The organism is Haliscomenobacter sp., assembly GCF_965225875.1.
Classification (GTDB): Bacteria; Bacteroidota; Bacteroidia; order Chitinophagales; family Saprospiraceae; genus Haliscomenobacter.
The window spans coordinates 330822-357382 of sequence record NZ_CBDDBS010000003.1 but is presented as its reverse complement, the minus strand read 5'-3'; the positions used below and the strand labels follow the sequence as shown (position 1 = coordinate 357382).

The 26561-nt window shown below is 46.4% G+C and carries 20 protein-coding genes; 14 read left to right on the top strand and 6 right to left on the bottom strand.

Annotated features, from left to right (window positions below):
* Position 1: 1 nt before the first annotated feature.
* Positions 2 to 1624: a CotH kinase family protein gene (locus ACO08K_RS21995; protein ID WP_421798621.1), complete on the bottom strand. Its 1623-nt coding sequence runs from the start codon at positions 1622 to 1624 to the stop codon at positions 2 to 4.
* A 260-nt stretch (positions 1625 to 1884) separates the two neighbouring features.
* Here ACO08K_RS21995 and ACO08K_RS21990 point away from each other — a divergent pair, with 260 nt between their 5' ends.
* From ACO08K_RS21990 to ACO08K_RS21965, 6 genes are all read left to right on the top strand, one after another.
* On the top strand, positions 1885 to 2829 hold the full coding sequence (locus tag ACO08K_RS21990; RefSeq protein WP_421798620.1) for a formylglycine-generating enzyme family protein: 945 nt from the start codon (positions 1885 to 1887) through the stop codon (positions 2827 to 2829).
* Between the two features lie 128 nt (positions 2830 to 2957).
* On the top strand, positions 2958 to 4289 hold the full coding sequence (locus tag ACO08K_RS21985) for a Gfo/Idh/MocA family protein (protein WP_421798619.1): 1332 nt from the start codon (positions 2958 to 2960) through the stop codon (positions 4287 to 4289).
* 108 nt (positions 4290 to 4397) lie between these two features.
* Complete coding sequence (locus ACO08K_RS21980; protein WP_421798618.1) at positions 4398 to 7607, top strand: AAA family ATPase; 3210 nt, start codon at positions 4398 to 4400, stop codon at positions 7605 to 7607.
* Positions 7608 to 7697: 90 nt separating this feature from the next.
* Positions 7698 to 10232: a DUF5686 family protein gene (locus tag ACO08K_RS21975; RefSeq protein ID WP_421798617.1), complete on the top strand. Its 2535-nt coding sequence runs from the start codon at positions 7698 to 7700 to the stop codon at positions 10230 to 10232.
* Positions 10233 to 10284: 52 nt separating this feature from the next.
* Positions 10285 to 10542, top strand: coding sequence for a hypothetical protein (locus ACO08K_RS21970; RefSeq protein WP_421798616.1), 258 nt, complete (start codon positions 10285 to 10287; stop codon positions 10540 to 10542).
* A gap of 28 nt (positions 10543 to 10570) precedes the next feature.
* The gene (locus tag ACO08K_RS21965) at positions 10571 to 11116 is read left to right on the top strand and encodes an NADPH-dependent FMN reductase (RefSeq protein WP_421798615.1); all 546 of its coding nucleotides are present in this window, start codon (positions 10571 to 10573) and stop codon (positions 11114 to 11116) included.
* On the opposite strand, the gene ACO08K_RS21960 is transcribed toward ACO08K_RS21965, so the two are convergent.
* On the bottom strand, positions 11106 to 12134 hold the full coding sequence (locus ACO08K_RS21960; RefSeq protein WP_421798614.1) for a helix-turn-helix transcriptional regulator: 1029 nt from the start codon (positions 12132 to 12134) through the stop codon (positions 11106 to 11108). The genes ACO08K_RS21965 and ACO08K_RS21960 overlap by 11 nt on opposite strands.
* Positions 12135 to 12314: 180 nt before the next feature.
* Between ACO08K_RS21960 and ACO08K_RS21955 the strand changes: the two genes are divergently transcribed.
* From ACO08K_RS21955 to ACO08K_RS21935, 5 genes are all read left to right on the top strand, one after another.
* Positions 12315 to 13844 carry a TROVE domain-containing protein gene (locus ACO08K_RS21955; RefSeq protein WP_421798613.1) on the top strand — a complete coding sequence of 510 codons (1530 nt, stop codon included), beginning with the start codon at positions 12315 to 12317 and terminating at the stop codon, positions 13842 to 13844.
* A 608-nt stretch (positions 13845 to 14452) separates the two neighbouring features.
* Positions 14453 to 15016: an HD domain-containing protein gene (locus ACO08K_RS21950; protein WP_421798612.1), complete on the top strand. Its 564-nt coding sequence runs from the start codon at positions 14453 to 14455 to the stop codon at positions 15014 to 15016.
* 112 nt (positions 15017 to 15128) lie between these two features.
* A complete protein-coding gene (locus ACO08K_RS21945; protein ID WP_421798611.1) occupies positions 15129 to 15629 on the top strand; it encodes a hypothetical protein in 501 nt (166 codons plus the stop codon).
* Between the two features lie 146 nt (positions 15630 to 15775).
* Positions 15776 to 17212, top strand: a complete 1437-nt coding sequence (locus tag ACO08K_RS21940; protein WP_421798610.1) for an alpha-L-fucosidase — start codon at positions 15776 to 15778, stop codon at positions 17210 to 17212.
* A 33-nt stretch (positions 17213 to 17245) separates the two neighbouring features.
* The gene (locus tag ACO08K_RS21935; protein WP_421798609.1) at positions 17246 to 18292 is read left to right on the top strand and encodes an isoaspartyl peptidase/L-asparaginase family protein; all 1047 of its coding nucleotides are present in this window, start codon (positions 17246 to 17248) and stop codon (positions 18290 to 18292) included.
* A gap of 84 nt (positions 18293 to 18376) precedes the next feature.
* Here the strand turns inward: ACO08K_RS21935 and ACO08K_RS21930 are convergent, their stop codons facing one another.
* From ACO08K_RS21930 to ACO08K_RS21920, 3 genes are all read right to left on the bottom strand, one after another.
* Positions 18377 to 19396, bottom strand: coding sequence for an XdhC family protein (locus tag ACO08K_RS21930; RefSeq protein WP_421798608.1), 1020 nt, complete (start codon positions 19394 to 19396; stop codon positions 18377 to 18379).
* A gap of 123 nt (positions 19397 to 19519) precedes the next feature.
* Positions 19520 to 20386: an acetyl-CoA carboxylase, carboxyltransferase subunit beta gene (accD, locus tag ACO08K_RS21925; RefSeq protein ID WP_421798607.1), complete on the bottom strand. Its 867-nt coding sequence runs from the start codon at positions 20384 to 20386 to the stop codon at positions 19520 to 19522.
* A 150-nt stretch (positions 20387 to 20536) separates the two neighbouring features.
* The gene (locus ACO08K_RS21920; RefSeq protein ID WP_421798606.1) at positions 20537 to 21265 is read right to left on the bottom strand and encodes a DUF697 domain-containing protein; all 729 of its coding nucleotides are present in this window, start codon (positions 21263 to 21265) and stop codon (positions 20537 to 20539) included.
* A gap of 148 nt (positions 21266 to 21413) precedes the next feature.
* Here ACO08K_RS21920 and ACO08K_RS21915 point away from each other — a divergent pair, with 148 nt between their 5' ends.
* Together ACO08K_RS21915 and ACO08K_RS21910 are read left to right on the top strand one after the other, a co-directional pair.
* Entirely contained in the window at positions 21414 to 22262 is an 849-nt protein-coding gene (locus ACO08K_RS21915) for an aminotransferase class IV (RefSeq protein WP_421798605.1), read from the top strand.
* Between the two features lie 126 nt (positions 22263 to 22388).
* Entirely contained in the window at positions 22389 to 23624 is a 1236-nt protein-coding gene (locus tag ACO08K_RS21910) for a DUF418 domain-containing protein (protein ID WP_421798604.1), read from the top strand.
* A 99-nt stretch (positions 23625 to 23723) separates the two neighbouring features.
* On the opposite strand, the gene ACO08K_RS21905 is transcribed toward ACO08K_RS21910, so the two are convergent.
* Positions 23724 to 24254 (bottom strand): DinB family protein, encoded by a 531-nt coding sequence (locus ACO08K_RS21905; protein ID WP_421798603.1) that lies wholly within the window; start codon positions 24252 to 24254, stop codon positions 23724 to 23726.
* 72 nt (positions 24255 to 24326) lie between these two features.
* Between ACO08K_RS21905 and ACO08K_RS21900 the strand changes: the two genes are divergently transcribed.
* Entirely contained in the window at positions 24327 to 26537 is a 2211-nt protein-coding gene (locus ACO08K_RS21900; protein ID WP_421798602.1) for a S46 family peptidase, read from the top strand.
* Positions 26538 to 26561: the final 24 nt, after the last annotated feature.

The following is a 26561-nucleotide window of genomic DNA, read 5'->3' as shown; positions in this document are numbered from 1 at the left end:
GTTATTTGTTGATTTCTTCCAAAGTAGCGGCGTGCCGCTCGAACATGTAGCGTTCGGGTGAATAAGCGATGGCTTTTACATTTTCAGCTTGAATGTAGTATTCGATGCGACTGCCTCCAGCTTTCAGACTTACCCCGTAGATGAAGTCTCCTGCCTTTTCATCCTGGTGCTGACCATCGTCGGACATCATTGCAGACTTGAATGCTTCTCTGGGGCTGAAACGGTAAAATACCGTAACCTTGTTGGCAAACTCTCCGATTTTAGCATTGATCTGGAAGTCCTCCATGGCATTGGCGGCATATTTATCGCGGTGTCTGGCTTTTACCTCCGAAATCATAGGAGGCAATACGGCCAATGCAGGATGCCGCTTAAGAAAACGTACCCTTTCATTCATCAATTCAACTATGCCTGGCACCTGGATGGTACGGCCAATGGTGGCGATCAAACTGCGTTCAAAATCTGTACCCGAATAAGCCTTATTGGCATCGTTCAGCAAGGAAGGTTTGATCAGTTCTTGCCATTGCTTTGCTTTGGTTTCATAGCTCCCGGTCAGCAATTCAGCAAAGAGGATAGAACGCAAATGTGCCAAGTATACTTTGGTGTAATAAGGATTGCTCAATAATTTGTTGACCAAGGGCTTCAGCGGATTGTCCGCATTCAGCATAGGGTCCATTTGTTGCAACTGCAAAAGGTTCAAGTCTGAACCCCTACCCGTGTATTTGTAAGAACCAAAGGTGAAATTATAGTCGCCAATCAGGGGCGTAAAGCGGCCATCTGCATCCCTGTACAAGTAGTAACCCGTGCTTTTGCCACCACTATAGCTGTAGAGATTGACCAAAACGTTGTTGAAGGCCAACATCCATAGGGTACGGTCTACGTCTAGAATGGATTCAATTTGGGCAGGTGCCTGATTGAGTACCCGTGACAATTCGGCCAAATCCCGCAAACCTGCACCTTGCACGACCACAAAGTTGTCGCCATAACAAGATTCCGATTTTTCCAATTGCAGGGTACCAAAACCACCGTTTAGACAACCCGATTTGACAAGCGTATCTTTTCGAATGGCTGGGCAGTAATAAAAACTACCCGCACTGGATTCAAAATAACGCTCAAAAAATGGTGCTTCAAATGGCTCAAGGTTGACCATCAGGCCATAATATTGGCCATTTACCGTCACATTTGCATAATTGGCCTTGGGAGTAGGCATAAATTTGCGGGCAATGTCCGTGGCCAATACTTCGCGGACCATACTTGGATCCCGCAGCGCACTTGACAATCGGATGGTGCGGTAGCCTTGCAACTGTTGATTGGCCGAAGCATAATCCAGTTGAATGTGCAGGTTATTGCGCTGGTTTCCGGGTTGAAAACCTCCACTTTCACGGATGCGTACACCTACGCGCCCGAGCGAAGCACCATTCACTTTCAAATCAGCGGCCAGCATTTTATCACCATTAAAACGGAGTGAATCCAGCAAGAAACGCCAGTTGTTGGCTTTGAAAGTAAGGTTGATTTCCTGAATGGATTGTGGATCAAAAAAATCCTTGTTGCTAGAAGATTGTGCATACAAATGAGTAAATGCACAGAGCACAACCCACGTAAAGAAAAAGGTAAAGGTTCTGTTCATGATGGCTAAGAGATCAAATTCCTTGCAATATTAGCAAAATAAATTTATGAAGCGCGAAATCAGCATTTCTATCGCATTAACGCGAAAAATCAGTAAAGTTGTTAAGCAAGGTGCATTGTTTTTTAACTAAATGCCAAAAATAGCTGGTAACTAATGGCACTATTTTCCATTTTTTGTCCGTTTTTAGCAGCCAGATATCCAGACTTTCTGAATATAAAGTCTAAGCTTTCTGTTCTCTGTAAATTCTATCCTACATTACTATGAAAAATTGTTTCCTTTTTTTAGCCAGCCTCGGTTTGTTTCAAGCTTTACAAGCCCAAAAGGTCGGCGAGATCAGCAAAGTCACCATTCCGGGTGGTAAGGCAGAGTTTAGTCTGAGTTACATCCCAGCCGGGCAGCTCAGTATCCAGTCTGCTGATGGCAAAAGCCTGGATATCCAGTTAGATGCCTTCTGGATTGGTACTCGAGAAGTCACTTACGACGAGTTTATCCAGTTCCAATACCGCAGAAACGACAACAACAGTAGCAACTGGAAAGACGGCAAATACAGTGCCGATGCGGTTACCCGTCCTACCCCCCAATACATGGATTACACCTGGGGAATGGGTACTTTAGGTGGGGTGCCAGCCGTTGCGATGACCCAACAAGGTGCCCTGCGTTATTGCCAGTGGTTGTACCAAAAAACCGGGCAATTTTACCGTTTGCCCACTGAAGCAGAATGGGAGTACGCTTGCCGTGCGGGGTCAAAAGGGCCAGAACCAGAAGGGGTAACGGAAAGTAATTTGGGCGATTACGCCTGGCACTACGACAACAGCACCGAAAAATACCACCCAACTGGTCAGAAAAAAGCCAATGCTTGGGGCCTTTTTGATATGCTCGGCAATGTAGCCGAATGGACTGCAGATGCTTATGTAGACGACTATTTTGGCGAAAGCAGCAAAAATCCCAAGAATCCCTGGTTCAAACCAAGCGCCAAATATCCCCATACCATCAGAGGAGGCTCCTTCGACGACAATCCTGAAGATTGCTCCTGCTCCAAACGGGTAAAATCCTTGGCCAGCTTGCAAAAACGGGATCCGCAAATTCCCAGAAGCCGCTGGTGGAATACTGATTCGTCCTGGCTGGGTTTCCGATTGGTACGTCCGATCAAACAACCTACAGCGGCCGAGGTAGAGGCCTATTTTAAAGAAGCAATTGTGGATTAGTTGAAAGGTCTCTAAGTGGTTTTGAGGAGCTTGGCGACTCCAATGGTCGACTTTCTCTATTTCTCAACACCTTAACACTTCAATTTTCCTATTTTTACTAAAATTATAAACATCAATCGCTATACAGCATGAGCACAAAAAACAAAAAGACGGGTTTCGATCGCCGCCGCTTCGTAAGGACTTCGGCAGCGGTTACTGGAGGTTTGCTCCTAGTACCTGAATTACTCAGCGCCAAGGCATTCAACAGTGTTGATGATGCCATTAAAATTGGTGTGATTGGCTGTGGTGGCCGGGGTACAGGTGCAGCAGTACAAGCCCTCTCTACTACTCAAAACGTAAAAATCGTCGCTATGGGCGACGCTTTCTCTGATCGGCTGGAGAGCAGCTATAAGCAGATCGAAAAAGCAATGGCATCCAAGCAAAAAGCGGAAAGGCTGGATGTGCCCAAGGAGCACCGTTTTGTCGGTTTTGATGCCTATAAAAAGGTCATTCCTCTTTGTGACGTAGTTATTTTGGCCAGTCCTCCGGGTTTCCGCCCCGATCACTTTGTCGCAGCAGTTGCCGCTGGCAAACAAATCTTTATGGAAAAGCCAGTGGCCACAGATGCCGTTGGGGTTCGTAAAGTTTTGGAAGCAGCAGAGATTGCCAAGCAGAAAAAACTCAACGTGGTGGTTGGTTTGCAACGCCACTATGAAAACGTTTACCAGCAGTGGGTTGAAAAACTGCACGAAGGTGCCATTGGTGACATTACCATGAGCAGCGTATATTGGAACAACGAAGGTGTTTGGGTGAGAAAGCGCGAAGAAAAACAAACCGAGATGGAGTACCAAATGCGCAACTGGTACTACTTCAACTGGCTTTGTGGTGACCATATCGTAGAGCAACACATCCACAACCTGGACGTAGGCAACTGGGTGAAAAAAGGTTATCCAGTAAGAGCTTCCGGAATGGGTGGCCGCCAGGTACGTACGGGCAAGGAATATGGAGAGATTTTTGACCACCACTTTGTAGAGTACGAATATGCCGATGGCTCAATGATGTACAGCCAGTGCCGCCACCAGCCAGGTACACCAAGTAAGGTAACCGAGGCCTTTGTAGGCACTAAAGGCAAGGCACCAAAACCCGGTATCATCCAGGATCATTCGGGCAAAACCATCATGCGCATCAGCGGCAAAGACGATCCAGATCCATATCAAGTTGAGCATGATGTATTGTTTGCAGCCATTGCCAAAGGTGAATACAAATTTGCCGATGCCGAAAATGGTGCCAAAGCAACCATGACCGCGATCCTGGGCCGGATGGCTACTTATTCTGGTCAGGTTGTGGAGTGGGACAAAGCTTTGAATTCCAACATCAGTTTGTTCCCCGACAAATTGGCCTGGGATGCCTTACCAAAAGTATTGCCAGACAAGGATGGATTTTATCCCATTGCTATGCCGGGCAAATCTGTGGTGATTTAATTCGTTTGATAGATAAGTTGAAGGGCGTTGATTCGTGCGGATGGAAAACCATCTTTCGGGCAACGCCCTTCACACCCACACAACACACACTAACCCACACCCCATTTCATGGCCTTACCCATCTCCATCCCATTTTTCGCCTTTCGCCTCAATTTCAGCAACAACATCAGCTTGCTGAATCCTATGACTGACGCTCAAGCAATTCGTTTGGGCAAAACCTTGAGCGAGGTTGCCGAGGAATACCAACATGCCTTACAGGAGCAATTGTACAATCGCACTCCCCTTTTACCTTTGATGGATTTGCTGCGGCCAAGCACTTATTATGCAGCTAGCCTGGAGGTAGAATTTCCCGCTGGAGCAACTGGTGCAGGTACTCCAGCCTTTACCCTTAGTTTTGATTATTTTTTCCAACAACAGGAACATGCCTGGCGGGCCATTTTACCCGCACTGGGCCTGGAGACCTCCACTACCCAATCCGAAGATTTAGAAGAAAACCTGCGGGAATTGGTACGCATCGACTTTCGGCGGCATGAACGTTTGTTTTCTGTACAAGACATTATTTCCACCATTTGGTACAAAGGAGTGGAGTTGATTCAAAAAGAAATCAACCTTGAAGCGCTCGACCCTGGAGAAAAACGCCCCACCAAAGAATTAGGCCAATTTGTTTGGCTAGACAAAGTAGCCAACAAGCTCAATATTACCCGACAGGAGAGTTATGGGTGCGAAAAAGAGCTCAATCAAGTCCTACGCATTTTAAAAGGTGGGTACCCCAATAATTTGCTCCTGGTCGGTCCGTCAGGAGTAGGTAAAACTGCCCTGATCTGGGAAGCTGCCCGCCAATTGGAGTTACAAAATCCGGGTGAATTGCACATTTGGGAGACGACCGCTTCCACCTTGATCAAAGAACTATCACAGGATCGCGGCTGGGAATTCAATTTGTCTGAATTGCTCAAGGAGATCGCCAATACACCCCATGTGCTCTATCTCCGCAACCTGATGGATTTATTTGAAGTTGGCCAATATGAAGGCAATGATTCCAGTATTGCCGACTTTTTAATCCCCTACCTCAGCCAGGGCCAAATCCGCATGATTGCCGAGTGTAGTGGTGACCAGTTTGCCCGCATCGAACTCAATTCTCCGGGTTACCCCGCTTATTTCCAGGTATTGCAGATGCAGGAGCCCCGGGGTGAACACATGGAACAAATCATCCTGGACAAAGTAAAAGGCCTATCGGAACAGGCCAATGTACTCATTGCAGAGGAAGCTGTAAGCGAAGTGATTCGTTTGCATCGCCGCTTTATGCCTTACGCCGGTATGCCGGGCAAACCCATCCGTTTTTTGGAAGGCATGACCCTGCGAATGACCAAAGTCCAAGGGGTGCCAGATGATTTTACCATCATCGACCGCAATGAGGTTATCCGTTATTTTTGTGCGGAAAGCGGCATGCCGCCCATGATCGTAGATCCAGCTATCCCACTGGTACCAACTGAGGTGCGCAGTTTTTTTAACCATCAGGTTTTTGGGCAAAACATGGCAGTAGATGCCGTAGTGGACGCCATGGTGGCCATCAAAACCGCCTTGGCCCGTACGGATAAACCAATTGCTACCTTTCTGTTTGCAGGCCCGACGGGAGTAGGAAAAACCGAGTTGGCCAAGGTACTCACCACTTTTATGTTTGGCGACAAAGACCGCATGGTACGCTTCGACATGAGTGAATACGGTAACCCGAGCGCCCTATTGCGTTTGGCCGGAGCCGGAAATGTAGAAGGTTTACTCACCTCAGCAATTCGCAAACAACCTTTTTCGGTGCTGCTTTTTGACGAAATTGAAAAGGCCCATTCTAACTTTTTCGACCTCCTGTTGCAATTGCTGGGAGAAGGCCGTCTCAGTGACAATCGGGGACGGGTAGCTGATTTTTGCAGTGCCATCATCATCATGACCACCAACCTGGGAGCCGATTCAACACGCCCAAAATTAGGCTTTGGCAATTCCAATCGATCTACCCAGGAGTTGTACCAGGAAGCCATTCGCCGGTATTTCCGGCCTGAATTGGTCAACCGGATCGATCAAATCATTGCTTTTCAATCTTTGGATAAAGACCTCATCCGCGCCATTGTTACCCGGGAATTAGAGCAGTTCAAAAACCGGGACGGGGTTCGTTATCGGAAATTGGAATTGAGTATTCAGGACAATGCCCTTGAAAAACTGGCCGAAGAAGGTTTTCATCCCAAGTACGGGGGGCGCCAATTGCAGCGCGCCATCCGGGAACTGATTGCCTTGCCATTGGCCAACCAACTGAACTTACACGACCCTACGGATAAACTCAAGGTCCGGGTTAAAAGCAGCCAGGGAAAGGTGAAGGTCGAAGTAGATCCGGAACCTACCCCATTGGAAGAGTTACTCGATGAGTTCAACCTCCAGGATGCAGCCGATCAGGTTTCTGCCCTGCGGGCTTCCGCTATTGCTTTTAAAGAAAGCCATTTGTATACCTTGTTGTTGCAGGAATATGATGATTTGGAGGAAGAAAACAAGGAGCAAGAGGGCAAAGATCCAGCGTATTCTGCCCAAGCTGAAATTCGCAAAATGCAGCTAATCGAAATTCGGGACAAGGTGGAAAGTTTGGTGAGCGAAGTCGAGAGCCTGGAGCAACGCTTGTGTTTGGCGGTATTGGGCGGAAGTACCAGCGAAGAAGAACTGGAACAGGTGGACCAATGGGAAGAGAAGTTTTTCCGCCTCAAAATTGAGATTTATCAGCAGGCCAACCCTTCGACGAATACTGCTTACCTGAGTATTTATGGCGATGCTTGCGAAAAAATGCGGCCAATCTATGCCGTAATCTGCGCTGAAAAAAACTTCGAAGTGGCTTACACGGAAGTATGGTTCCGGGAATCTTTGTATTTTGGTCTGAATGAAGAAGGTAAACCGGCCGAACAGTATCTTTTTGTCGAACAGGAAGATTTATCTCAATTCACTACTGAGTACAACGATCGATTGGTTGGCTTAATCCTTAAAATCAATGGCCCGGCAGTGCAATTGTTTTTTAGTGGTGAAGAAGGAGTCCAAAAATGGCACAACATTCAACGCAAAGAGCAATTTATTGGTGAGGTAAAAGTGAGTGAGCAAAAAAATACGCCTCCGCGTGGGGTGCATTTGAAAAATCACTTCAGCCGTTTGCCTATACGCCGTACCTTGGAATTTCCACAAGTTAAAGACAATGTTTGGCGCATTAACCGCCAAATAGTCGAAGATCAATACATCAGTTACCTCCTTTTTCAACTCGAACAGCAATTTAAATTGAATTTAGACAACCAATTTTGACCTTTGTGCGTCTTAATCCTGGTTTGTTTCGTATTTGTTCTACGTGTTACCCCGGAACACCCTATTTGAACTGGATCTAAAAGAATTGCAATGAGATTGGAGTTGAATATGATTGTGTGGAGAAAGTATGTCCACATTTTTAGCACCTTAGTAATTTTTGTAGCTTCTCTGTATAATCTGGAGGGGCAAAATAAAACCTTCGTTGGCAAAATTCAGGATGCCAAAAGTCTGGAAGCATTGGCTTTTGTCAGTGTAGGTATCAAAGGCAATACCCAGGGTACCACCACCGACCTCGATGGAAATTTCACCATCACCGCACCTAGCACCGGTATTTTGGTCATCAGTTATGTCGGATACAGCACCAAAGAAGTGCCACTTAAGGATGCGGGTTCTTTTTTGTTGATCTCATTAAGTGAAGATGTGCTGAGTTTGCCCGAAGTTACCATTCGCCCCAAAGAAAATCCCGCCTGGGGCATCATCCGCAAAGTGTTAGCGAATCGTCCGCAAAACAATCCCGAAGAATACAAAACCTACCAATACACCTCCTACAACAAATCATCCTTTACCGTAGCGGATTTTCGGCAATTTAAAGAATCACTCAAAAAAGACAAAAAAGAGAAAAGTGAAAAACCTAAACAACGCTCGCCGGAGGCCATTCGCCGTGACTCCATCATTAGCGATGCGCTCCTGAACAAAATGTACCTCTGGGTGAAAGAGTCGGTAGTGGAGGTATTCCACAAAGAACCAACCCAGGATAAAGAGCGCATCATCGCCAGTAAGTCCTCCTTGCCGGGTGATTTTTCCATGGGTTTTGCGGCCAGCGATTTCCAGCCCTTTGGTTTTTACAAAGAAGTAATGTCTCTGACCCTGGCCAGTTTGAACTTTGTCAACCCCATCAGCGACGGCACCTTCAACCGCTACGATTTCCAGATTCGGGACACTATCTATCAGGGGGAAGACAGCACCTTTGTTATTTTTTACCAACCTTTCAAAGGGAAAAACTTTGATGGCTTGCGCGGTGTGCTCCACATCAATTCCAATGGGTACGCAATGGAGAATGTGATTGCCAGCCCAGCCGATACCAGTCTGAACATCCAGTTTAGGGTACAGCAACAATACAAGTTCAACGGCAAGTTTTGGTTTCCGGAAATCCTACAAACCGAGCTAAATATGCCAGTTGGGAATGAGGGCAGTACTTTTGAACTACAAATCCGCAACCGCACCCAGGTCAAAAACCCGAGGGTGAATGAAGATATTCCGGCCAGTGTGTTCAACTACGCCACCCGCGAACAGGAAGTTGACGCCAAACGCTTGAGTGATGAAGAATGGAAAGCGTTACGCTTGGATACTCTTAGTCAGCGAGAGCAAAATTCCTATTCCATGTGGGATTCTATCCCCGAATTGAAGGGGCCACGCAATCTTTTTAAAGCATTGGGCAATACTGCCAAAGCCTATTACACCGGAATGCTGCCGATTGGCCAGTTTGAAATCCCCCTGCGCGATGTGATAGGGTTAAATGGGTATGAGGGTTATCGTGTAGGTTTGGCGCTCCGCAGTAATTTTAAAGATTGGTCCTGGCTACAACTACGTGGTTATGTGGCTTATGGCCTCAAGGATGAAGCCTGGAAATATGGACTACGCACGGAGGTGTTGTTGAGCCAAAACAAGGACTTACGCATGCGTTTGTCCTATCGTCGAGATGTCAACGAGCCAGGGTCATTTAACATCCTTTCGGACCAAACGCCACTGCTCGGCCGCATTGTACCCCGCAACTGGATTCGCAATCGGATGGACAGCATTGAGTCTTTCCGCGCCGAGTTGTTTTACCGCCCCAGTGCACACCTGCAACTCAATCCATATTGGCGGCGCGAGAGTCGACAAACCACTTATCCCTACTCTTTTGTGCAAGATGAAAGTGTGTCCAAAGGCACTTTCCAAATGCAGGAAGTAGGTTTTAATCTGCGTTTTGCCCCCAAGGAATGGTTGCACAAAGACGGCATCACCGAAACGATCTATTATTTTACCTATCCTGTATTCGACTTTCAGGTGGCCCAGGGTAGAATCACGGGTGTGCCCGACCCGATCAATTACACGCGCCTGATCCTGAGCATGGAAGGCCAAAACACCTCTAAGTCCTTGGGTCGCACTGTGTACCGCATTATGGGTGGAATGATGTTGGGCAATGTCCCCTACCCTTACTTGTTCAATGCGCCCGGCGTACGGCGTGATGCGGGTTCGCCCATTTTTAGCTACCACGTGTTTCAAACGATGGGCTTGTATGAGTTTGCCGGAGATCGGTTTGCCTATCTCTTTTTTGAACACAACTTTGGTAAACTGTTGCTTAAAATCAATTCCAAATACAGCCAACCTGAAATTGCCCTGGCCCAAAACATCGCCTGGGGCGATTTGATGAATCCTGAGGCCCATCAAGGACTTGACTTCAAAACCCTGGACAAAGGTTTTTACGAAACCGGCCTTTATTTGCGAAATTTGTTGTTGATTCCTATCCTGAAAGCGGCCAAGTTCAGCGCCGGCGTAGGTGCTTTTTACCGCTGGGGGCCCTATAGCCTCGAAAATGAACGGCGCAATTTTGCCTATCAGGTGAATTTTTACTTCACCTTATAAGCAAGTATATGTATTTTGGCCTCAAGAATTATTCACTTTTCAACCCAAAATCATGGCCAAGCCAATTGAAGAACAAACGACTGCTGAATTGGAAAAGTTAGCAAAGACGTATAAAACCATTTCAGGCATATACATTGGGGCCTTCATCGTTTACATCGCAGCGATGCTTTATTCTGTCTCCACCGGTAAAGTAAATACCGTGCTGGTGGTAGTTATGGTGGCACTCATCACCACATCCTTGCCCGTAAATATGATGCGGACTAAAGTCAGCAATGAATTGAAGCGACGAGAGGATGCTAAGGCCAATTAGATCCTAAGCTGTTTTAAGTAAAAATACCATGCCTACTTCCAAAACTGTACTCGCCATCTGCGGCAGTACCCGCGCTCAGTCCAGCAATTTAAACCTGATCAAAGCCTTTGCAGAATTGGCTAAAGGCCTATTTGAAGTTGATATATTTACCGGCTTAGCCAAACTTCCACATTTCAATCCCGATTTGGACACGGAAAGCCCTGCACCTGAAGTCACTGCCTTTCGCAATCAATTAAAAGCAGCGGACGGCATTCTGATTTGTACCCCGGAATACGCCATGGGGGTACCGGGTAGCCTCAAAAATGCCATCGATTGGACGGTGTCTTCCATGGAGTTTCACCAAAAACCTACTGCCTTGATTACCGCCTCTTCGGTTGGTCAAAAAGGACACCTTGCACTATTGGAGACCTTGATGGTGATTGAAGCCAAAATGATAGAGGAAAGCAAATTATTGATCCCCTTTATCAAAACCAAAATCAACGCGGAGGGGGTGATTACCAATTCAGATACTTTAAACGAGGTAAAAACCTTAATTCAGTCCTTCTCTAACTTGATGATCAATCCTACTGAGTAAGGGGTTTATCCTGATACAAAGCCCGAGCCCATTCTAATCGCTTGCTAATTCTTTTGCGCAGCAAGCGTGGTTCCAACACCTCAATATCTTGCCCAAAGCCCAGAAATTCTCGCTCCAATTCCAGGTTGTGAATTACTTCAATGGTAAAAATAGCACTGCCATCTTCGGACTGCTCCAACAGTTGTTGTGAGTGATGGAAGGGTTTGGTCAATACATAAGGAGCTTGATCCTTACTGACCCGAAACTTCACCAACATCTTTTGCTGCCCACTCGTTTTGGACACTCCAATGGTGTCCTTTAACCATTCGGCATCCAAATCCTGGTCCCAACGAAAGGAAGTATGATCATTGGTTTCAAAAGTTTGAATCCGATCCAGGGCAAAAATCTGCGGCTTTTCTTGTTCATCCCGCAGGCCAATGACAAACCAGCGGTTGCGGTATTCTTTCAAAAAGTGAGGATGCAGCGTAAATACCTGATCTCTCTTCGATTTAAAAGACTGATAAGTTAAGGTTAATGGTCGTTTTGCGGTAATCGCGGCATACAAACCTTCTAGATGCTCCAACCCTTGGAGCAGTTCATTTTTTTCAAAATCGATCAAGGCTCGTTCCTGGGTTTTCACCATTTGAATCTTATGCTGTAAGCGGTTGACCATGTCGTCCACCTCTCGAAAATGGGTAAACCCCTTGAATTGTCGAAGAATGGTCACCACCTCGTTGAGGGTGCCCAAGTCTTGTTGGGTCAAAGGGATATTGGCGATGCTGTAGTCAGGGTCTTCGTAAGTGTAGTATTTTTTGTCGACTACAACAATGGGCGCGTTGTAGCCCAGTTTTTCAGAACGCATCATTTGCAGGTCCAATTGAATGGATCGTCGGCTGACTCCTTTGCGGATACCTTCGTATTCATACAAGGCATCAGAGCAGGCTTCCTCAAGGTCTTCGAGGGTCCATTTGCGGTTCCGCCTGCGCAAACAGGCGTCAATGGTTTTGTACCGAATCAGGGCATTGCGGTTTACGGGCATAATTATTTTTTACGCTAAAAAATTAAAAATCAAAGTGATAGAAATTTTTTGAAAATTTTTTTCACAAAAATACAGCCTATTTTTTTACTACGCAAAAAGATTGCGCAGTAGCCTTCCAACTTTGTGTCATCAAAAGCGAACAACGCTAGAAATTCATTATTTAATCCAAAGCCTTTTATCATGTTATTCAATCGAAAAACCAAAAATCAAAACCTGACCACCAACCACGAAGGGGCAAAGGCTTGGAAAATGAGTCCCGAGTTGGAATTGTACAGTACTGTGGTGACCGCAGCTTTAAGTGACCAATTTTATGAAAAAACTGGAAAACGAATCGAGCGCATCCGCGAATTGGTTGCGCAGGTAGATCCAGAGTTCGTAGCAAAATTGGCCGTTTATGCCCGTGAAAGCATGTATTTGCGGAACGTTCCCTTGGTTTTGGTGGTTGAATTGGCCAAACGATACGAAGGATATGGCTTGAACCTGGTGAGCAAAACGATTGCACGGGTTGTTCAGCGCGCCGATGAAATAACTGAACTGTTGGCTTATTACCAATTGGCCAATGAGCGGATAGGAAACAAAAAATTGAACCGCTTGTCCAAACAAGTACAAAAAGGCTTGGCGCAAGCATTCAATAAATTTGATGCCTACCAGTTTGGAAAATACAACCGCAACAGCGCCGAAGTCAAATTGCGCGATGCCTTGTTTTTGACCCACCCAAAAGCCAAAGACGAAGCACAGCAATTGATCTTCGACCAAATCGCTAACGGCGAATTGGCGGTGCCTTATACCTGGGAAACCGAGTTGTCGGCATTGGGTCAAACCCAATTCGCAAACGAAAAGCAAAAACAGGCTGCCTTCCGCCAAAAATGGGAAGAGCTGATCAAAAGTGGAAAAGTGGGTTATATGGCTTTGCTGCGCAACTTGCGCAATATCATCGAAGCTGAAGTATCGGCGTATCATTTTGAACAGGTTTGTTCAACTTTGTCCGACACCGTGCAGGTGGCCAAGGCCAAACAATTGCCTTTCCGCTTCCTGGCTGCTTACCGCGAATTGTTGTTGATAAAAAGTAAATACACTTCCTCAGCCTTGGCAGCTTTGGAACTGGCAGTAAAAGCCAGCGTAGCGAACTTGCGTGGTTTTGGAACCGATACCAGCGTGCTGATTGCTTGTGATGTATCGGGATCGATGCAGCAACCAATCTCGGCAAAAAGTAAAATTTTGTACTATGACATTGGTTTGATGCTGGGGATGTTGTTGCAGTCCAAGTGCCGTTATGTCCAAACGGGTATGTTCGGCAACACCTGGAAAATCATCAACGTATCGACCAAAAACATCCTAGCCAATGTGCAGGAATTTTACCGCCGTGAAGGAGAAGTGGGTTATTCCACCAATGGCTATTTGGTGATTCGTGACTTGATCAATCGCCGCGAGGTAGTTGATAAAGTGATGATTTTCACTGATGTCCAAATGTGGTCGACCGGCCATGATTACCACATCGCCAAGGAATGGCAGCAATACCGCGAAACGGTAGCACCAAACGCAAAATTGTACCTGTTTGACCTGGCCGGGTTGGGAACAACACCAATTGATCTGAAACAAGATCAGGGTGTGTACCTGATCGCAGGTTGGTCTGATAAAATTTTCGATGTTTTGGCGGCTTTGGAACGTGGTCAACAGGCCATCGAAGTCATCAACAACATTGAATTGTAAACTGTAAACCTCTACCAGGGGCAGGCGAAAAATGGTTTGCCTCTGGTAGCAATTAAGGTTAACCCCCAGAAAAAATGAACTGTGCCGTAGAATAGAGTTACTTCGCTATTAACGATGGGGAAGCGGGTTCGACTCCCGTCACGCTGATTAATCCCAGCGTGTAGCTCAACGGTAGAGCACATAATGTACTCTTTTCGCTTTTTGCCAGTTTATTTTTAACCAAGAGAAATAAAAGCATGTCGTAGTTCAGCGTTACTTCGATCCAAAACAAGACCACGCTAAACGTTTGTTACTGCTTTTATGATAGGAAAGTGCCGTAGAATAGAGTTACTTCGTTAGGGACGATGGGGTCGTGGGTTCGAGTCCCGTCACGCTGACCAATCCAATGCAACATCAGCGTGTAGCTCAGGGGCAGAGCACATATGTACTCTTTTCGCTTTTTGCCTTTCTAATAATTTAAAAAAGTTGAGAAGTTGAGGGGTTGAGAAGTTGAGGCTACCGCAGTGATTTTGACAGATTCCTTGTCTAAGTCGCTGCGGTAGCCTCAACTTCTCAACTCCTCAACCTTCTCAACTTTTTCGTATTTTACCCCAAACAATCCTAAAGCTATGCAAGCATCCAACTCCTGGAACCGCGACCTTTACGCCAAAGCCTGGCACTTCGTTACCCTCCAACACAGCGGCCAAACTTATGGTGGGCGCCTTCCTGAACAACAAATCGAGTACATCAACCACCTCAGCAGTGTGGCTATGGAAGTCATGTGGGTTTTAGCCCATTCTACGGAAAGTTACAACGCTGACCTTTTGGTGCAATGCGCCTTGTTACATGATACGCTGGAGGATACGTCCACTGATTTTGAAGCATTAAACAATACTTTTGGTTCAAGCGTAGCTGCGGGTGTACTAGCCTTGACCAAAAATAAAGACCTCGCCAAAGAGTACCAGATGCTCGACAGCCTTCAACGCATTCAGGCCCAGCCCAAAGAAATCTGGATGGTCAAAATGGCCGATCGCATCACCAACCTCTACCACCCGCCTTATTATTGGGACAAAAGCAAAATTGCCGCTTATCGCAGCGAAGGCCAGGTCATTTATGATCATTTGGCCCCGGCTGATGAACTTATGGCAGAACGTTTGGCCCATAAAATTGAAGCCTACCAACAATTTTTATAAAATTTTCAGTTTTTTTTTCATTTCGATGGAACGCTTTTTCGGACCCAACACACTTAGGTATGAATGCAGATTTATCCCACTGCTCAAATCATTAACCTAAAAACCTGTTGAAATGAAAAAGCTTTTTTTCTTGTTTGTATTGGCTTGCAGTGCCACTTTTTTAGCTGCTCAAACGCAGTTTTTCAGCCCATTGGGCGCTGTTCCTGTAGGTCCCAATGGCCCTGCTTCCAACAAGGTAAAAGTGAATGCTTTTTGCTGCCCAAGTACAGCCCTTGAAATTTCAACCAACGTTCCAGTTGGCGAAAACGACTTCCAATGGATCAATATTCCACTGGATGGCCTGAATGCAGGGATGATTGGCAAACTGGTGGTTTGTTATCAAATTCAAGGAGCAGGTGGTTCCTACATTTCTCAAGTACGCCTTACTGAAATGATGACCCCCAATGCTGCTGCGGTAAAAGTGGACGATGGAACTGATCTCAACTCCACGGTACCCACCTGTTTCTCTACCAAAGCTGCCTACCCTGTCAACGGCACTACTACTTTAGCCCTAAAGGTTGTAATGCGTCCTGGTGACAAAATCATCATCGGAGGAATTACAATAGCCAGATAATCCCAAACTTCTTATTCCCTATCCCATTTGCATATCCATGCACTGCGAGAGCATTTTGCTTGCCCGCAGTGCATTTTTTTTTGCATCAATTAAAAATGTACTAATTTCAGCGATGATTTCATTTGCTTAAAATTGACTTATTCCTGATGAAACAGCTGCTCACTTTTAGCTTGGCTTTGCTATTTAGCCAAGTTGTATTTTCCCAACAACACGCCGAACAAAACCATTCTAAGTACGTCCCTCCTACTGACCCACAGGTGCAACAAAAACTGGAACAATGGCAAACGGTAAAATTCGGCCTCCTGATGCATTGGGGCACCTACAGCCAATGGGGCATTGTAGAAAGTTGGAGCCTTTGCCCCGAGGATGAAGGTTGGTGCGAACGCCGTGGTCCTTATGCCAATGATTGGTACGGCTACAAAAAAGCTTACGAAAACCTGCAAAATACTTTTAATCCTACCGATTTTAATCCCGATAAATGGGCTACTGCAGCCAAGGCAGCGGGTATGAAATACCTGGTGTTCACCACCAAACACCACGATGGTTTTTGCATGTTTGATACTAAGCAGACCGATTACAGCGTGATGAATAGTCCATTTGGCAAAAACCCCAAAGCCAACATTGCCAAAGAGGTGTTTAAATCTTTTCGCGACCAGGATTTTATGATTGGAGCCTACTTTTCCAAGCCCGATTGGCACACGCCTGATTATTGGTGGCCCTACTTTCCACCAAAGGATCGCAATTCAAGCTATCCGCCTAAAAAATATCCTGAAAAGTGGGAGAAGTTCAAAACCTTCACCTACAACCAGATCGAAGAGCTGATGCGGGATTACGGAAAAATGGACATCCTTTGGCTTGATGGCGGTTGGGTGCGTCCCTTCAGTACAATCGATACTTCGGTATCCTGGCAAAAAACCATTCCTTTTGATCAGGACATTGATATGCCCAAAATTGCGGCCATGGCGCGAACCCATCAACCGGGTTTGTTGGTGGTCGACCGCACTGTGACCGGCCCTTATGAAAATTACGTAACGCCAGAGCAACAAATTCCCAGCCATTACATGCCGATTCCCTGGGAAACTTGCCTGACTATGGGCGATTCCTGGAGTTACATTCCCAAAGAAAACTTCAAGCCTGCCCGCAAACTGATTCACATTCTGGTTGATGTGGTCTCCAAAAATGGCAACCTCCTGCTCAACATCGCCCCAAGTCCTCAAGGGGATTTCCACCCCGAGGCTTATGATCGTTTAAAGGAAATTGGCAACTGGATGAATGTCAATTCCGAAGCCATTTATGGAACTACGGGCGACAAAGACCTGGGCCCACAGGGCAAATTGGTTTTTACCCATAAAGGCAAAACCGTCTATGCCATTTACCGGGCCGACGAAGGAGAGGCTTTACCGTCAAAAATCGACATTAAAAATTTGACACTGGGAAAAAAGGCCACCATCAATCTCCTCGGTAGCAAGGATACCTTGCGTTGGAGTGCTGAAAATGGTACAACGAGTATTGCGGTTCCTGAAAAAACTGCTAAACTTGTGCCTAACAGCTACGCCTACGTATTTAAAATCACCGATTTTTAGCGCGAGTTGTGAACCATAAAACTCTATTAACCAATGCAAACCAGAAGAAATTTTTTGAGGTGGTCAGCACTTGGACTGCCTTTTGTTTCCTTTAGCCAAATCCTGGCCAAAAGTAAAATGCCAGTTGCTACCAAGCCCATCGTAGTATCTACATGGGACAGTGGACTGCCCGTAAATGCTGTAGCCTGGAAAATTCTGCGCGAACAAAACGGACGAGCTCTGGATGCGGTAGAGGCTGGGGCACGTTCCATCGAGGACAGCATCAACTGCTGTGTAGGTTTAGGCGGAAACCCCGATCGCGATGGCATCGTCACCTTAGATGCTTGCATTATGGATGAAAAATCCAATTGTGGCTCAGTTGCGGGCTTGTCTTATATCAAACATCCCATCTCAGTTGCAAGAAAGGTCATGGAGACTACGCCTCACGTGATGTTGGTGGGCGATGGGGCTTTGCAATTTGCTCTGGCCAATGGGTTCCCGAAGGAATCGGGGAAATTGTCGAAAGATGCCGACAAAGCCTACAAAGCCTGGCTAAAAAAATCAGAGTACAAGCCCATCATCAATATTGAGCAGCAGCAAATCAACGCCAAGAAGACCAAGGGTAATGGGCCTTTTGCACCCAACAAGTTTGAAGACGGTAGCCCCAACCACGATACCATGGGTACCATTGCACTGGATGCGGCGGGTAATCTCTCCGGTGCCTGTACCACCAGTGGCATGGCTTTCAAACTCCACGGCCGGGTGGGCGATTCGCCCATCATTGGTGCTGGTTTGTTTGTAGACAATGAAGTGGGTGCGGTAACGGGTTCTGGCCAAGGTGAAGAGGTTATCCGGGTAGCGGGAGCTGCACTGATTGTTGAGATGATGCGAATGGGTAAATCGCCTAAAGAGGCCTGCAAAGTCGCTATCGAAAGGATTGTAAAAATCAACCCCGAAAAGGCCAAAACTTTTCAAGTTGGCTTCATCGCCATCAATAAGGCCGGTGAGTACGGTGCTTATTCCTTGCAGCCTGGTTTCAGCTATTCGGTAACGATGGCTGAAGATGGCGGGAAGGTGTATATGGCGGATAGTTACTTGTAAGCTGAAAGCTGTCAGCTATGAGCAGTCAGCTTTCAGCAACTGGGTACTACCATCGCTGATGGCTGATAGCTCATAGCTGATCGCTTAGAGATACTGATTTTTTACCAAAATCATCTGTGCCAGAATACTCAAAGCAATCTCTGCCGCCGTTTTGGACTTGATCGAGATACCTACTGGCGCGTGAATCCGTTTGAATTCTTCTTCGCTATAACCAGCTGCCAAAAGTCTTTCCCGGCGCTTTTCATTGGAACCTTTGCTGGACAAGGCACCGATATAGGCTACTTTGGAACGCAATAAGAGATGCAGTGCCTGATCGTCAATTTTGGGGTCATGTGCCATGACTACGGCAAAAGTGTATTCGTCGATTTCGTATTCGGGCAATACCTCAGCTGGGTAATCCTCGTACATTTTATCCGGAGCAGTTGGAAAATGGGTGTTTTGGGCAAAGGTCCCCCGGGGGTCTATGACAATGGTTTCGAAGTCAAAATATTTGGCCAAGTGTACCAACTCTGCCGCTGCGTGCGCTGCACCAATGATAAAAAGTTGGTGCTTTTTGGGAAAAACGCGGAGGAACCACTTTTCACCAGCTACTTCTACCAACTGGCTTTTGCGCTCCTGATAGGCTTTTTCCGCCGCAGCTATCAGTTCTGCAGGTGTTTCACCCACTGTTGTGCCATTTGGATGCACCAGGTAATGCTGAGCCTTTTCACCAGACAATTTGGAAATCAACACACAACTTTTGTTTTCCAACAGATTGCTGCGCAAGGTTTGCCAAATCAGGGGAGCGTCAAATGCCACGAATTTTTCCAGAAAAATCTCAATTGTACCGCCACAAGTGAGCCCGACCGACCAAGCGTCGTTGTCAGACACCCCAAATTTGAGGTTTTTAATTTTGGTGCTTTGGCTGGTTTCGTCTGCCTCTTTAAGGACTACCCCTTCCACACAGCCCCCGGATACCGAGCCCAACATTTCCAGTTCCGGTCCAATAAACATCATGGTACCAATGGGGCGTGGAGCACTACCCCAAGTATTGATGACGGTTGCTGCACTAAAGGTTTTACCTTCCGTGATCCAGCGATCTATTTCGGTGATGTATTCGCGCATGCTCTTGTCTTTTGATCAGATGCAAATAAGTTCCATGCACAATTAACAGCAATTGTGGTGCAGGATACAATGATAAATGGCATTCGGAAAGATAAAGTTCAACCTTAGTTTTAACTTGGTTCTTTATGCTTCAGTTTGTGGGTGAACCACTGCAAACAATTGAAGCAATTCTGCCATTCGATCTTTCAAATCTTTGCGGTCAACGATGAAATCGAGAAAACCGTGTTCGAGCAGAAACTCGGAGGTTTGGAAACCATCGGGCAACTCGCGCTTGATGGTTTCTTTAATGACCCTGGGGCCAGCAAAACCAATCAAAGCTTCGGGTTCCGCAAAGTTTACATCTCCCAACATCGCAAACGAGGCAGTAACGCCACCCGTCGTCGGGTCTGTAAGCATGGAAAAGAATGGCAATTGGGCCTTGGCCAGACGGGTAAGTTTAGCCGAAGTTTTGGCCATTTGCATCAAGGAAAAAGCAGCTTCCATCATACGCGCACCTCCGGTTTTGGAGATGATCATAAAAGGAATTTTTTCTTCGATACAAAAATCGATGGCCTTGGAAATGCGCTCGCCAACTACCGAACCCATCGACCCACCAATGAATTTAAAATCCATGGCCGCAACTACGAGAGGTAAGTCGTTTACTTTTCCCACCGCGACAGTGATGGCATCGGTTACGCGATTTTTCTTGTACGCATCGGCAAGGCGATCTGGATAAGGCTTGAGATCGGTGAAGTGCAACATGTCCTTTGAGCGCAATTCCTCAAAGAGCAGACCGTATTCCTGCTCATCGTAGAGCAGATCGAAATAGTCGTAGGACCCAATCCGGGTATGATAATTACACTTTGGACACTTGTAAAAATTCTCCCGCAATTCCTTCATCGTACTTGCTTCCTTGCAGCGTACGCACTGATGCCAAAGCCCCTCAGGAGCTTCTTTCTTGTTGCGGGTGGCGGTCTGAATACCGTCCTTCAATCGTTTGAACCAACCCATGAGCGATCGTTACTTTTTTGGCTGGCGGTAAAGGTAGGAAAAAATTTGAATGGGACAAGTTTGAAGAATTGCTTTTCGTTGGGGCATCGTAGGGGTCGCCCTATGTGGCGACCCCTACGGAAGGCAGCCACGTAGGGCTGCCCCTACGGATTAACCGAACATATCGATCAATTTCTTTTTCATCGTGGCAAATTCCTCTTCGGAAAGCACCCCGCTATCGCGCATTTCTGCCAATTCTTTCAATTTGGCCAGAATTTCCTGCCCGTTGGGTTGTGGCGCTTTTTCAGCTACTGGTGCTGCTGCCTCGTTTGGCTTTGCTTCCTGAGGCACATCCGTACTTTCAGCGGGGCCTTTTTTGCGAATTTTTTCTTCTTTCGCCCACTCCTCAGTTACCTTTTTGCCTTTTTCGAATTTTTCCTTGTAGAGCTTTTTGGCTCTTTCCATTTCAAAATCCAGGATGGTGCCGCCTCTTTCAAAATGAATTTTAAACACTTCACCAACGGCATAAGTGGATGCTCCGGCAAAAATGGCGTTGGGTATTGCACTCACCAGATTGAGGATCGGAATAAATTTGATGGCACTACCTGCAACAGCTTTTCCAAGAGTTGCACTGGTGATGGAGGAAACCACGGCCTTGCCTTGAGCCTCGGCAAATTCAATATTATACACCCGGCACAGTTGCCGAATCATATCCAGTTGAACCGCGCCAATAGCCAGAATATCAGCTACTGGAAGGCGAACAAAACCACCGGCGGCGGCGGCAGCTAAGGTGTGCGTACGAATGACGGTTTCAGCGTGTTTTGAACGCTCTACATTTTGTTCACTCATAAAGCTATTTTTTAGCGTGTTTTTGGCAAAATCGAACAATTGCTTTTTCACAGTAGTAAAAATTTGTCTTCAAAAATAAGCCTTTCCACTCCCAGATGCTGAAAATATCGACAAGTGGAGAAAGTTCTGAGATAAAACCGGGAATGAAGCATGTATTTCTAAAGTCTTCCTTAATTTTGTGCCCTAATATCTGTAGCAATTGAGCAAGCAATACATCAATTTGGATGGCAAGCTGATTGAATCCAATCAAGCCTGTCTGAATGCGAACAACCGAGCCTTCCATTATGGAGATGGTTTATTTGAAAGCATTCGTATGATCAATCAACAAATTCCCCTGCTCCAACTACACTTGCAGCGACTGCACATCGGCATGGCTGCATTGGAGATCAAACCTCCAGTGGATTGGAATCTGGAGTTTTGGAAGGAACAAATCGCCAAGGTTTGTCACAAGTGGTCCCATGCCCGCATTCGGATTACCGTTTTCCGCACCGAAGGTGGTTTATACACGCCCAATTACCACGACGCTCGCTTTTTGATCGAGGCCGAAAAACTGGACGAAGAACAATACCAATGGAATAAGGATGGAATAAGTGTAGCCATCTGCAATATTGCCCAAATCCATGCTGGTTCATTGCTGTCCAACCTAAAAACCTGCAATGCGCTACCCTATGTATTGGGAGCCATTTTTGCGCGCAAGCACCAGTTGGGCGATAGTCTTTTGCTCAACCAGCACGAACGTTTGGTAGAAAGTTCCAGCTCCAACCTTTATCTGGTACGTGAAGGAATGATTGTTACCCCTCCCCTATCCGAGGGTTGTGTGGACGGCGTTTTCCGCAAGTTTTTGCTCCGCGAAATGCCTAAAGCAGGTTGGAACATCCAGGAACGGCCCATCCGCCCCGCTGATTTGCGGCAGGCGGAGGAGGTTTTTTTGAGCAATGCGGTTCGAGGAATTCGTTGGGTAAAACTGTTCGGTGACCGCAATTTTGGCAAACAAACCAGTAAAAAACTCCACGAGTGGGTCAATGAAACCTTAGCTACAGGCCGATAAAACAACAAATGGTCGTTTTGCCTCAATACTAAATCGTAAAAATGTGTTGATCCATGTAACCTTTTTCTAAAAATAGGGGTCATTAGGGGATTCTTACATCTTTGAAGCAAAACAAAGCAATACCTGATGACCCACAACACACTTACTCCCACACCTACAAAACGGATTTTGACCGTCGACGCCTTGCGCGGTTTCGCCCTCTTGGGCATTATGATCGTGCACATGATCGAGCAATACCTGGGTTCTGGAGCACCAAAGGAGCACCAAAATTACGCCGTACACAGTGGTATTGATCAGGTTTTTATGGCCATCTCCGGCATTCTGTTGCAGGGGAAATTTTTCGCTATTTTTTCCTTCCTTTTTGGCCTGAGTTTTTTCTTGCAAATGGAGACTGCCCGCCGCAAAGCCGAGCCTTTTATTGGTCGTTTTGTCTGGAGGTTGTTGCTACTGTTTGTCATCGGTTTTATCCATAGCTTGTTTTATGCAGGTGATATTTTGAGTATTTACGCCATGGTTGGTTTGGGACTGGTCCTTTTTTACCGCGCTTCCAATCGAACCTTGTTGATTTTTGCGGGCATTTTTATGTGCGGCGTCCCCAGGTTGATCCTCTGGGCAGTCCGGGCAGCTTATGACATTCCGCCTACGGATTGGGACTCCCTCGACCCTCAGAATGCCTGGTATTTTGACACGGTAAAAAATGGCTCATTATGGGAAATCTTTAAAGCCAATGCCACCAGAGGATTTAGCATGAAACTCTTTTTTCAGTTTGACACCAATAGCCGGGGTTACATGACCTTTGGGCTCTTTCTGTTGGGCATTTGGGTAGGTCGAACCGGCTTTTTTGAAAGGCTATCGGAACATCGTCGTTTATTGATCCGGATGATTTGGGGCAGTTTGATTGTGATTGTTGTTTTGGCAGTTGGTTTGATTTTTATGTTCAACAACATTAAAGATTACAATAGTTTACCAGCCATGATCGGGATGTCGCTTGGCGATATTGGCAATTACCTGATTGCGGTATTCGAAGTGAGTATTTTTCTATTGTTGTGTTTGGGCAAACGAGGCCCAGGTATGATTGGGGCATTGGCCCCTTACGGCAAAATGGCGTTGACCAATTACGTGATGCAGTCCTTGATTGGCACCTTCATCTTTTTTGGTTGGGGATTGGGGCAAATTGGAGTCTGGGGCGCCAGCATCAACTTTGGAATTGCTATTCTTGTGTACATTTTGCAAGTGCAGTTCTGCAAATGGTGGCTAAAAAAATACCAGTACGGGCCATTGGAATGGTTGTGGAGGAGTGGAACACAATTCCGCTGGGCACCTTTACGGCGAGAAGCTCCAGTAGAAATGGCTACGAATTAATAGGCGTCTCTTAACTAAGGTGATTCTTGAGTGCCTGAGGTTTCTTAGGTGGTGAAAAGGTTTTACCACCTAAGAAACCTCAGGCACTCAAGAATCACCCTAGTGGCTTTGAGCCAAGCCCATCTCCACATTCCGCTGATGGTGCTCAGCATGGTAAATCGTAAAATACATCAACTCCCGCAAAGTCAATTTCCCCAACAGCGGATGCGGTGCCTGCAAAGTATCCAGGTCCGCCTCACTCAATGACTCCAACAACCGATCCAGGCCAGCAATCATTTGAATCAATCTTTCGCTTCCAAAACTTTGAAAACCTTCTTTGGGAACATTGGGTTCATAAGCCTTGGGTGATTTTCCACCCTTTGCCAAGGCATCTTGATAGGTTTTGACCAGGGTATCATAATCTCGGGAAGCATGTTTGGCACGTCCAAAAACCAGGCGCAACAAAAAACTCGGTAAACTTAGTCCCAATACCACTGGCCGCACGCTGCGAATCAAGTGATCGAGTTGCTGCGCAGCCGACCATTTTCCTTCATGATGAAAAATAAAAGCCTCTGAGCTAAGATTTTGCACCACTTCGCAAAACTGAGTGTATTGCGCATGAAGCCTTTGTATGATTTCTTGTTTGTTCATTTTATAAGTTTAATCATGCATAGAGTGGGTAAAATAATGTAATTTTTGCGCTCAAAACCAAATTCAACTCAGATGAATCCTTTGTTTCAACCAAATGGAACCAGCGCCAGGCTATCGGCTTTGCGTTTGTTGAAAAAACTGCAACTTTCCTTCCTTTTTTCTCTACTCATCCTGGTGCGTGCCTATGCCGATGAAGGCATGTGGCTACCCATGCTTTTGGGCCAACAAGTATACCAGGACATGGTCAAAAAAGGTTTGAAACTCAAGCCAGAGCAACTCTACAGCATGAATCAAGCCTCCATCAAGGATGCCATTGTCATTTTTGGAGGTGGCTGTACGGGTGAAATTGTCAGCGAACAAGGCCTGGTTTTCACCAATCACCACTGTGGATACGGGGCGATTGCAGCAGCTTCCAGTGTACAAAACAACTACCTGCGCGACGGCTTTTGGGCCATGGACAAAGGTAAAGAAATTCCTTCCCAAGGGCTTCAAGTGCGTTTTTTGCGCAGCATCGATGATGTGAGTCAAAAAATTCTGGACGCCGCGGGGAGTTTGAAAGGGATGGAACGCATCCGCAAAATCAACGAGGTAGCCGCAGAAATCATCAAAACCAACGTAGGTGATGACGAGTTTAAAGCTGCAGTCATTGTTCCTATTTTTAAAGGCCGCCAATACCTGATGTACAGCTACGATGTGTATAAAGATGTACGCCTGGTGGGTACACCGCCTGAAAGCATTGGCAAATTTGGGGGTGATACCGACAACTGGGAATGGCCCCGCCATACCGGCGACTTTTCGGTTTTCCGCGTATACATGAGCGCAAGTGGCAAAGCCGCCAATTACGCGGCGGACAATGTACCCTACAAGCCCAAGTATTTCCTACCGGTAAGCATCAAGGGTTTTGCTGATGGTGATTACGCCATGACTTATGGCTATCCTGGCAGTACAAACCGCTATGAAACTTCTGCAGGCATCAAATTGAGCATCGACATCAACAACCCAACCCTGGTCAAATTGCGGGACATGCGCCTCAAGTTCATGTTTGAAGAAATGCGTAAAAGCCCAGCTACCAAATTGCAATTGGCCCCCGAATACGCCAGTGTGGCCAACTACTGGAAGTTTTATGATGGTGAAACCAAGCAGTTGGTCAAATACGATATTTTTGGACAAAAGAAAAAGGTGGAAGATGCCTTTACCGCCTGGGCGAAGGGTAAACCTGAATACGAAAACCTGTTCGCTGAAGTGGAAAAAATGTATGCCGATTGGCGGCCTTATGCCATGCATCGGCAGTACATCGTGGAAGGGATCACTGGCTGCCGACTGGTGCGTGCCGCAGCCCGTTGGACTGAGCTGGAATCACTCTTGAAAAAGGGAGATAATCCGCAGAGATTGCTGCAAACATTAGAGGGCGCACGCAGCGCATATCTGGCCAACTTCAACCAAAAAGCAGATAAAAATATACTCGCGTCGGTAATAATGATGTTCCTGACTGACATTGAGACCAGCCAGCACCCGCAAGGATTTTACGACATGCTTTTCCGCAAATACAGCAGCATCGACAATAGCCCCTTCAAAGCCTTTGCCGACGACGTGTTCACCAACTCCATGATGGTGGATGATAAAAAATGGGCGGCCTTTAAGGAAAAACCAAGTCTGGAGGTATTGACTGCGGATCCGGCATTTGTAGTGGTCAATGCCTTTATTAAAAACTGGGATCAAAACTACCAATCCAAATTTTTAGAATTCAACACCCGCAATGAAGACCTGGGCCGCAGCTACCTCAAAGGTTTGTTTGAAATGGACCCCAACCGCATGAACAGCACCTACCCTGATGCCAACTTCACCATGCGGGTTTCTTACGGTGCAGTAAAAAGTTATAAGCCCAAGGATGCGGTGATGTATGACTACGTGTGTACACTTTCGGGCGCAATGGCCAAATACAAGCCGGGCGACTATGAATTTGACATGCCCCAAAAATTGCTGGATCTGTACAAAGCCAAAGATTTTGGCCAGTACGCCGATGCCAAGTACAAGGACATTGTGGTCTGTTTCATCACGACCAACGACATCACGGGTGGTAACTCTGGCTCACCAGTAATCAATGGAAAGGGTGAATTGTTGGGCCTGGCTTTTGATGGCAATTACGAAGCGCTTAGCCACAAACTAGCTTTCGACAAAGACCTCAACCGCACCATTTGTGTGGATGTGCGTTACGTGCTGTGGTGCATCGAAAAACTGGGCGGTGCCAAGCACATCATCGATGAATTGAAGTTGGCGAAGTAATTCCTTCTTAGGTGATTCTTCAGT

Coding starts and splice junctions, on each gene's coding strand:
- ACO08K_RS21995 (WP_421798621.1), bottom strand. CDS start 1,624: ATGAACAGAACCTTTACCTTTTTCTTTACGTGGGTTGTGCTCTGTGCA.
- ACO08K_RS21990 (WP_421798620.1), top strand. CDS start 1,885: ATGAAAAATTGTTTCCTTTTTTTAGCCAGCCTCGGTTTGTTTCAAGCT.
- ACO08K_RS21985 (WP_421798619.1), top strand. CDS start 2,958: ATGAGCACAAAAAACAAAAAGACGGGTTTCGATCGCCGCCGCTTCGTA.
- ACO08K_RS21980 (WP_421798618.1), top strand. CDS start 4,398: ATGGCCTTACCCATCTCCATCCCATTTTTCGCCTTTCGCCTCAATTTC.
- ACO08K_RS21975 (WP_421798617.1), top strand. CDS start 7,698: ATGAGATTGGAGTTGAATATGATTGTGTGGAGAAAGTATGTCCACATT.
- ACO08K_RS21970 (WP_421798616.1), top strand. CDS start 10,285: ATGGCCAAGCCAATTGAAGAACAAACGACTGCTGAATTGGAAAAGTTA.
- ACO08K_RS21965 (WP_421798615.1), top strand. CDS start 10,571: ATGCCTACTTCCAAAACTGTACTCGCCATCTGCGGCAGTACCCGCGCT.
- ACO08K_RS21960 (WP_421798614.1), bottom strand. CDS start 12,134: ATGCCCGTAAACCGCAATGCCCTGATTCGGTACAAAACCATTGACGCC.
- ACO08K_RS21955 (WP_421798613.1), top strand. CDS start 12,315: ATGTTATTCAATCGAAAAACCAAAAATCAAAACCTGACCACCAACCAC.
- ACO08K_RS21950 (WP_421798612.1), top strand. CDS start 14,453: ATGCAAGCATCCAACTCCTGGAACCGCGACCTTTACGCCAAAGCCTGG.
- ACO08K_RS21945 (WP_421798611.1), top strand. CDS start 15,129: ATGAAAAAGCTTTTTTTCTTGTTTGTATTGGCTTGCAGTGCCACTTTT.
- ACO08K_RS21940 (WP_421798610.1), top strand. CDS start 15,776: ATGAAACAGCTGCTCACTTTTAGCTTGGCTTTGCTATTTAGCCAAGTT.
- ACO08K_RS21935 (WP_421798609.1), top strand. CDS start 17,246: ATGCAAACCAGAAGAAATTTTTTGAGGTGGTCAGCACTTGGACTGCCT.
- ACO08K_RS21930 (WP_421798608.1), bottom strand. CDS start 19,396: ATGCGCGAATACATCACCGAAATAGATCGCTGGATCACGGAAGGTAAA.
- accD (WP_421798607.1), bottom strand. CDS start 20,386: ATGGGTTGGTTCAAACGATTGAAGGACGGTATTCAGACCGCCACCCGC.
- ACO08K_RS21910 (WP_421798604.1), top strand. CDS start 22,389: ATGACCCACAACACACTTACTCCCACACCTACAAAACGGATTTTGACC.
- ACO08K_RS21905 (WP_421798603.1), bottom strand. CDS start 24,254: ATGAACAAACAAGAAATCATACAAAGGCTTCATGCGCAATACACTCAG.
- ACO08K_RS21900 (WP_421798602.1), top strand. CDS start 24,327: ATGAATCCTTTGTTTCAACCAAATGGAACCAGCGCCAGGCTATCGGCT.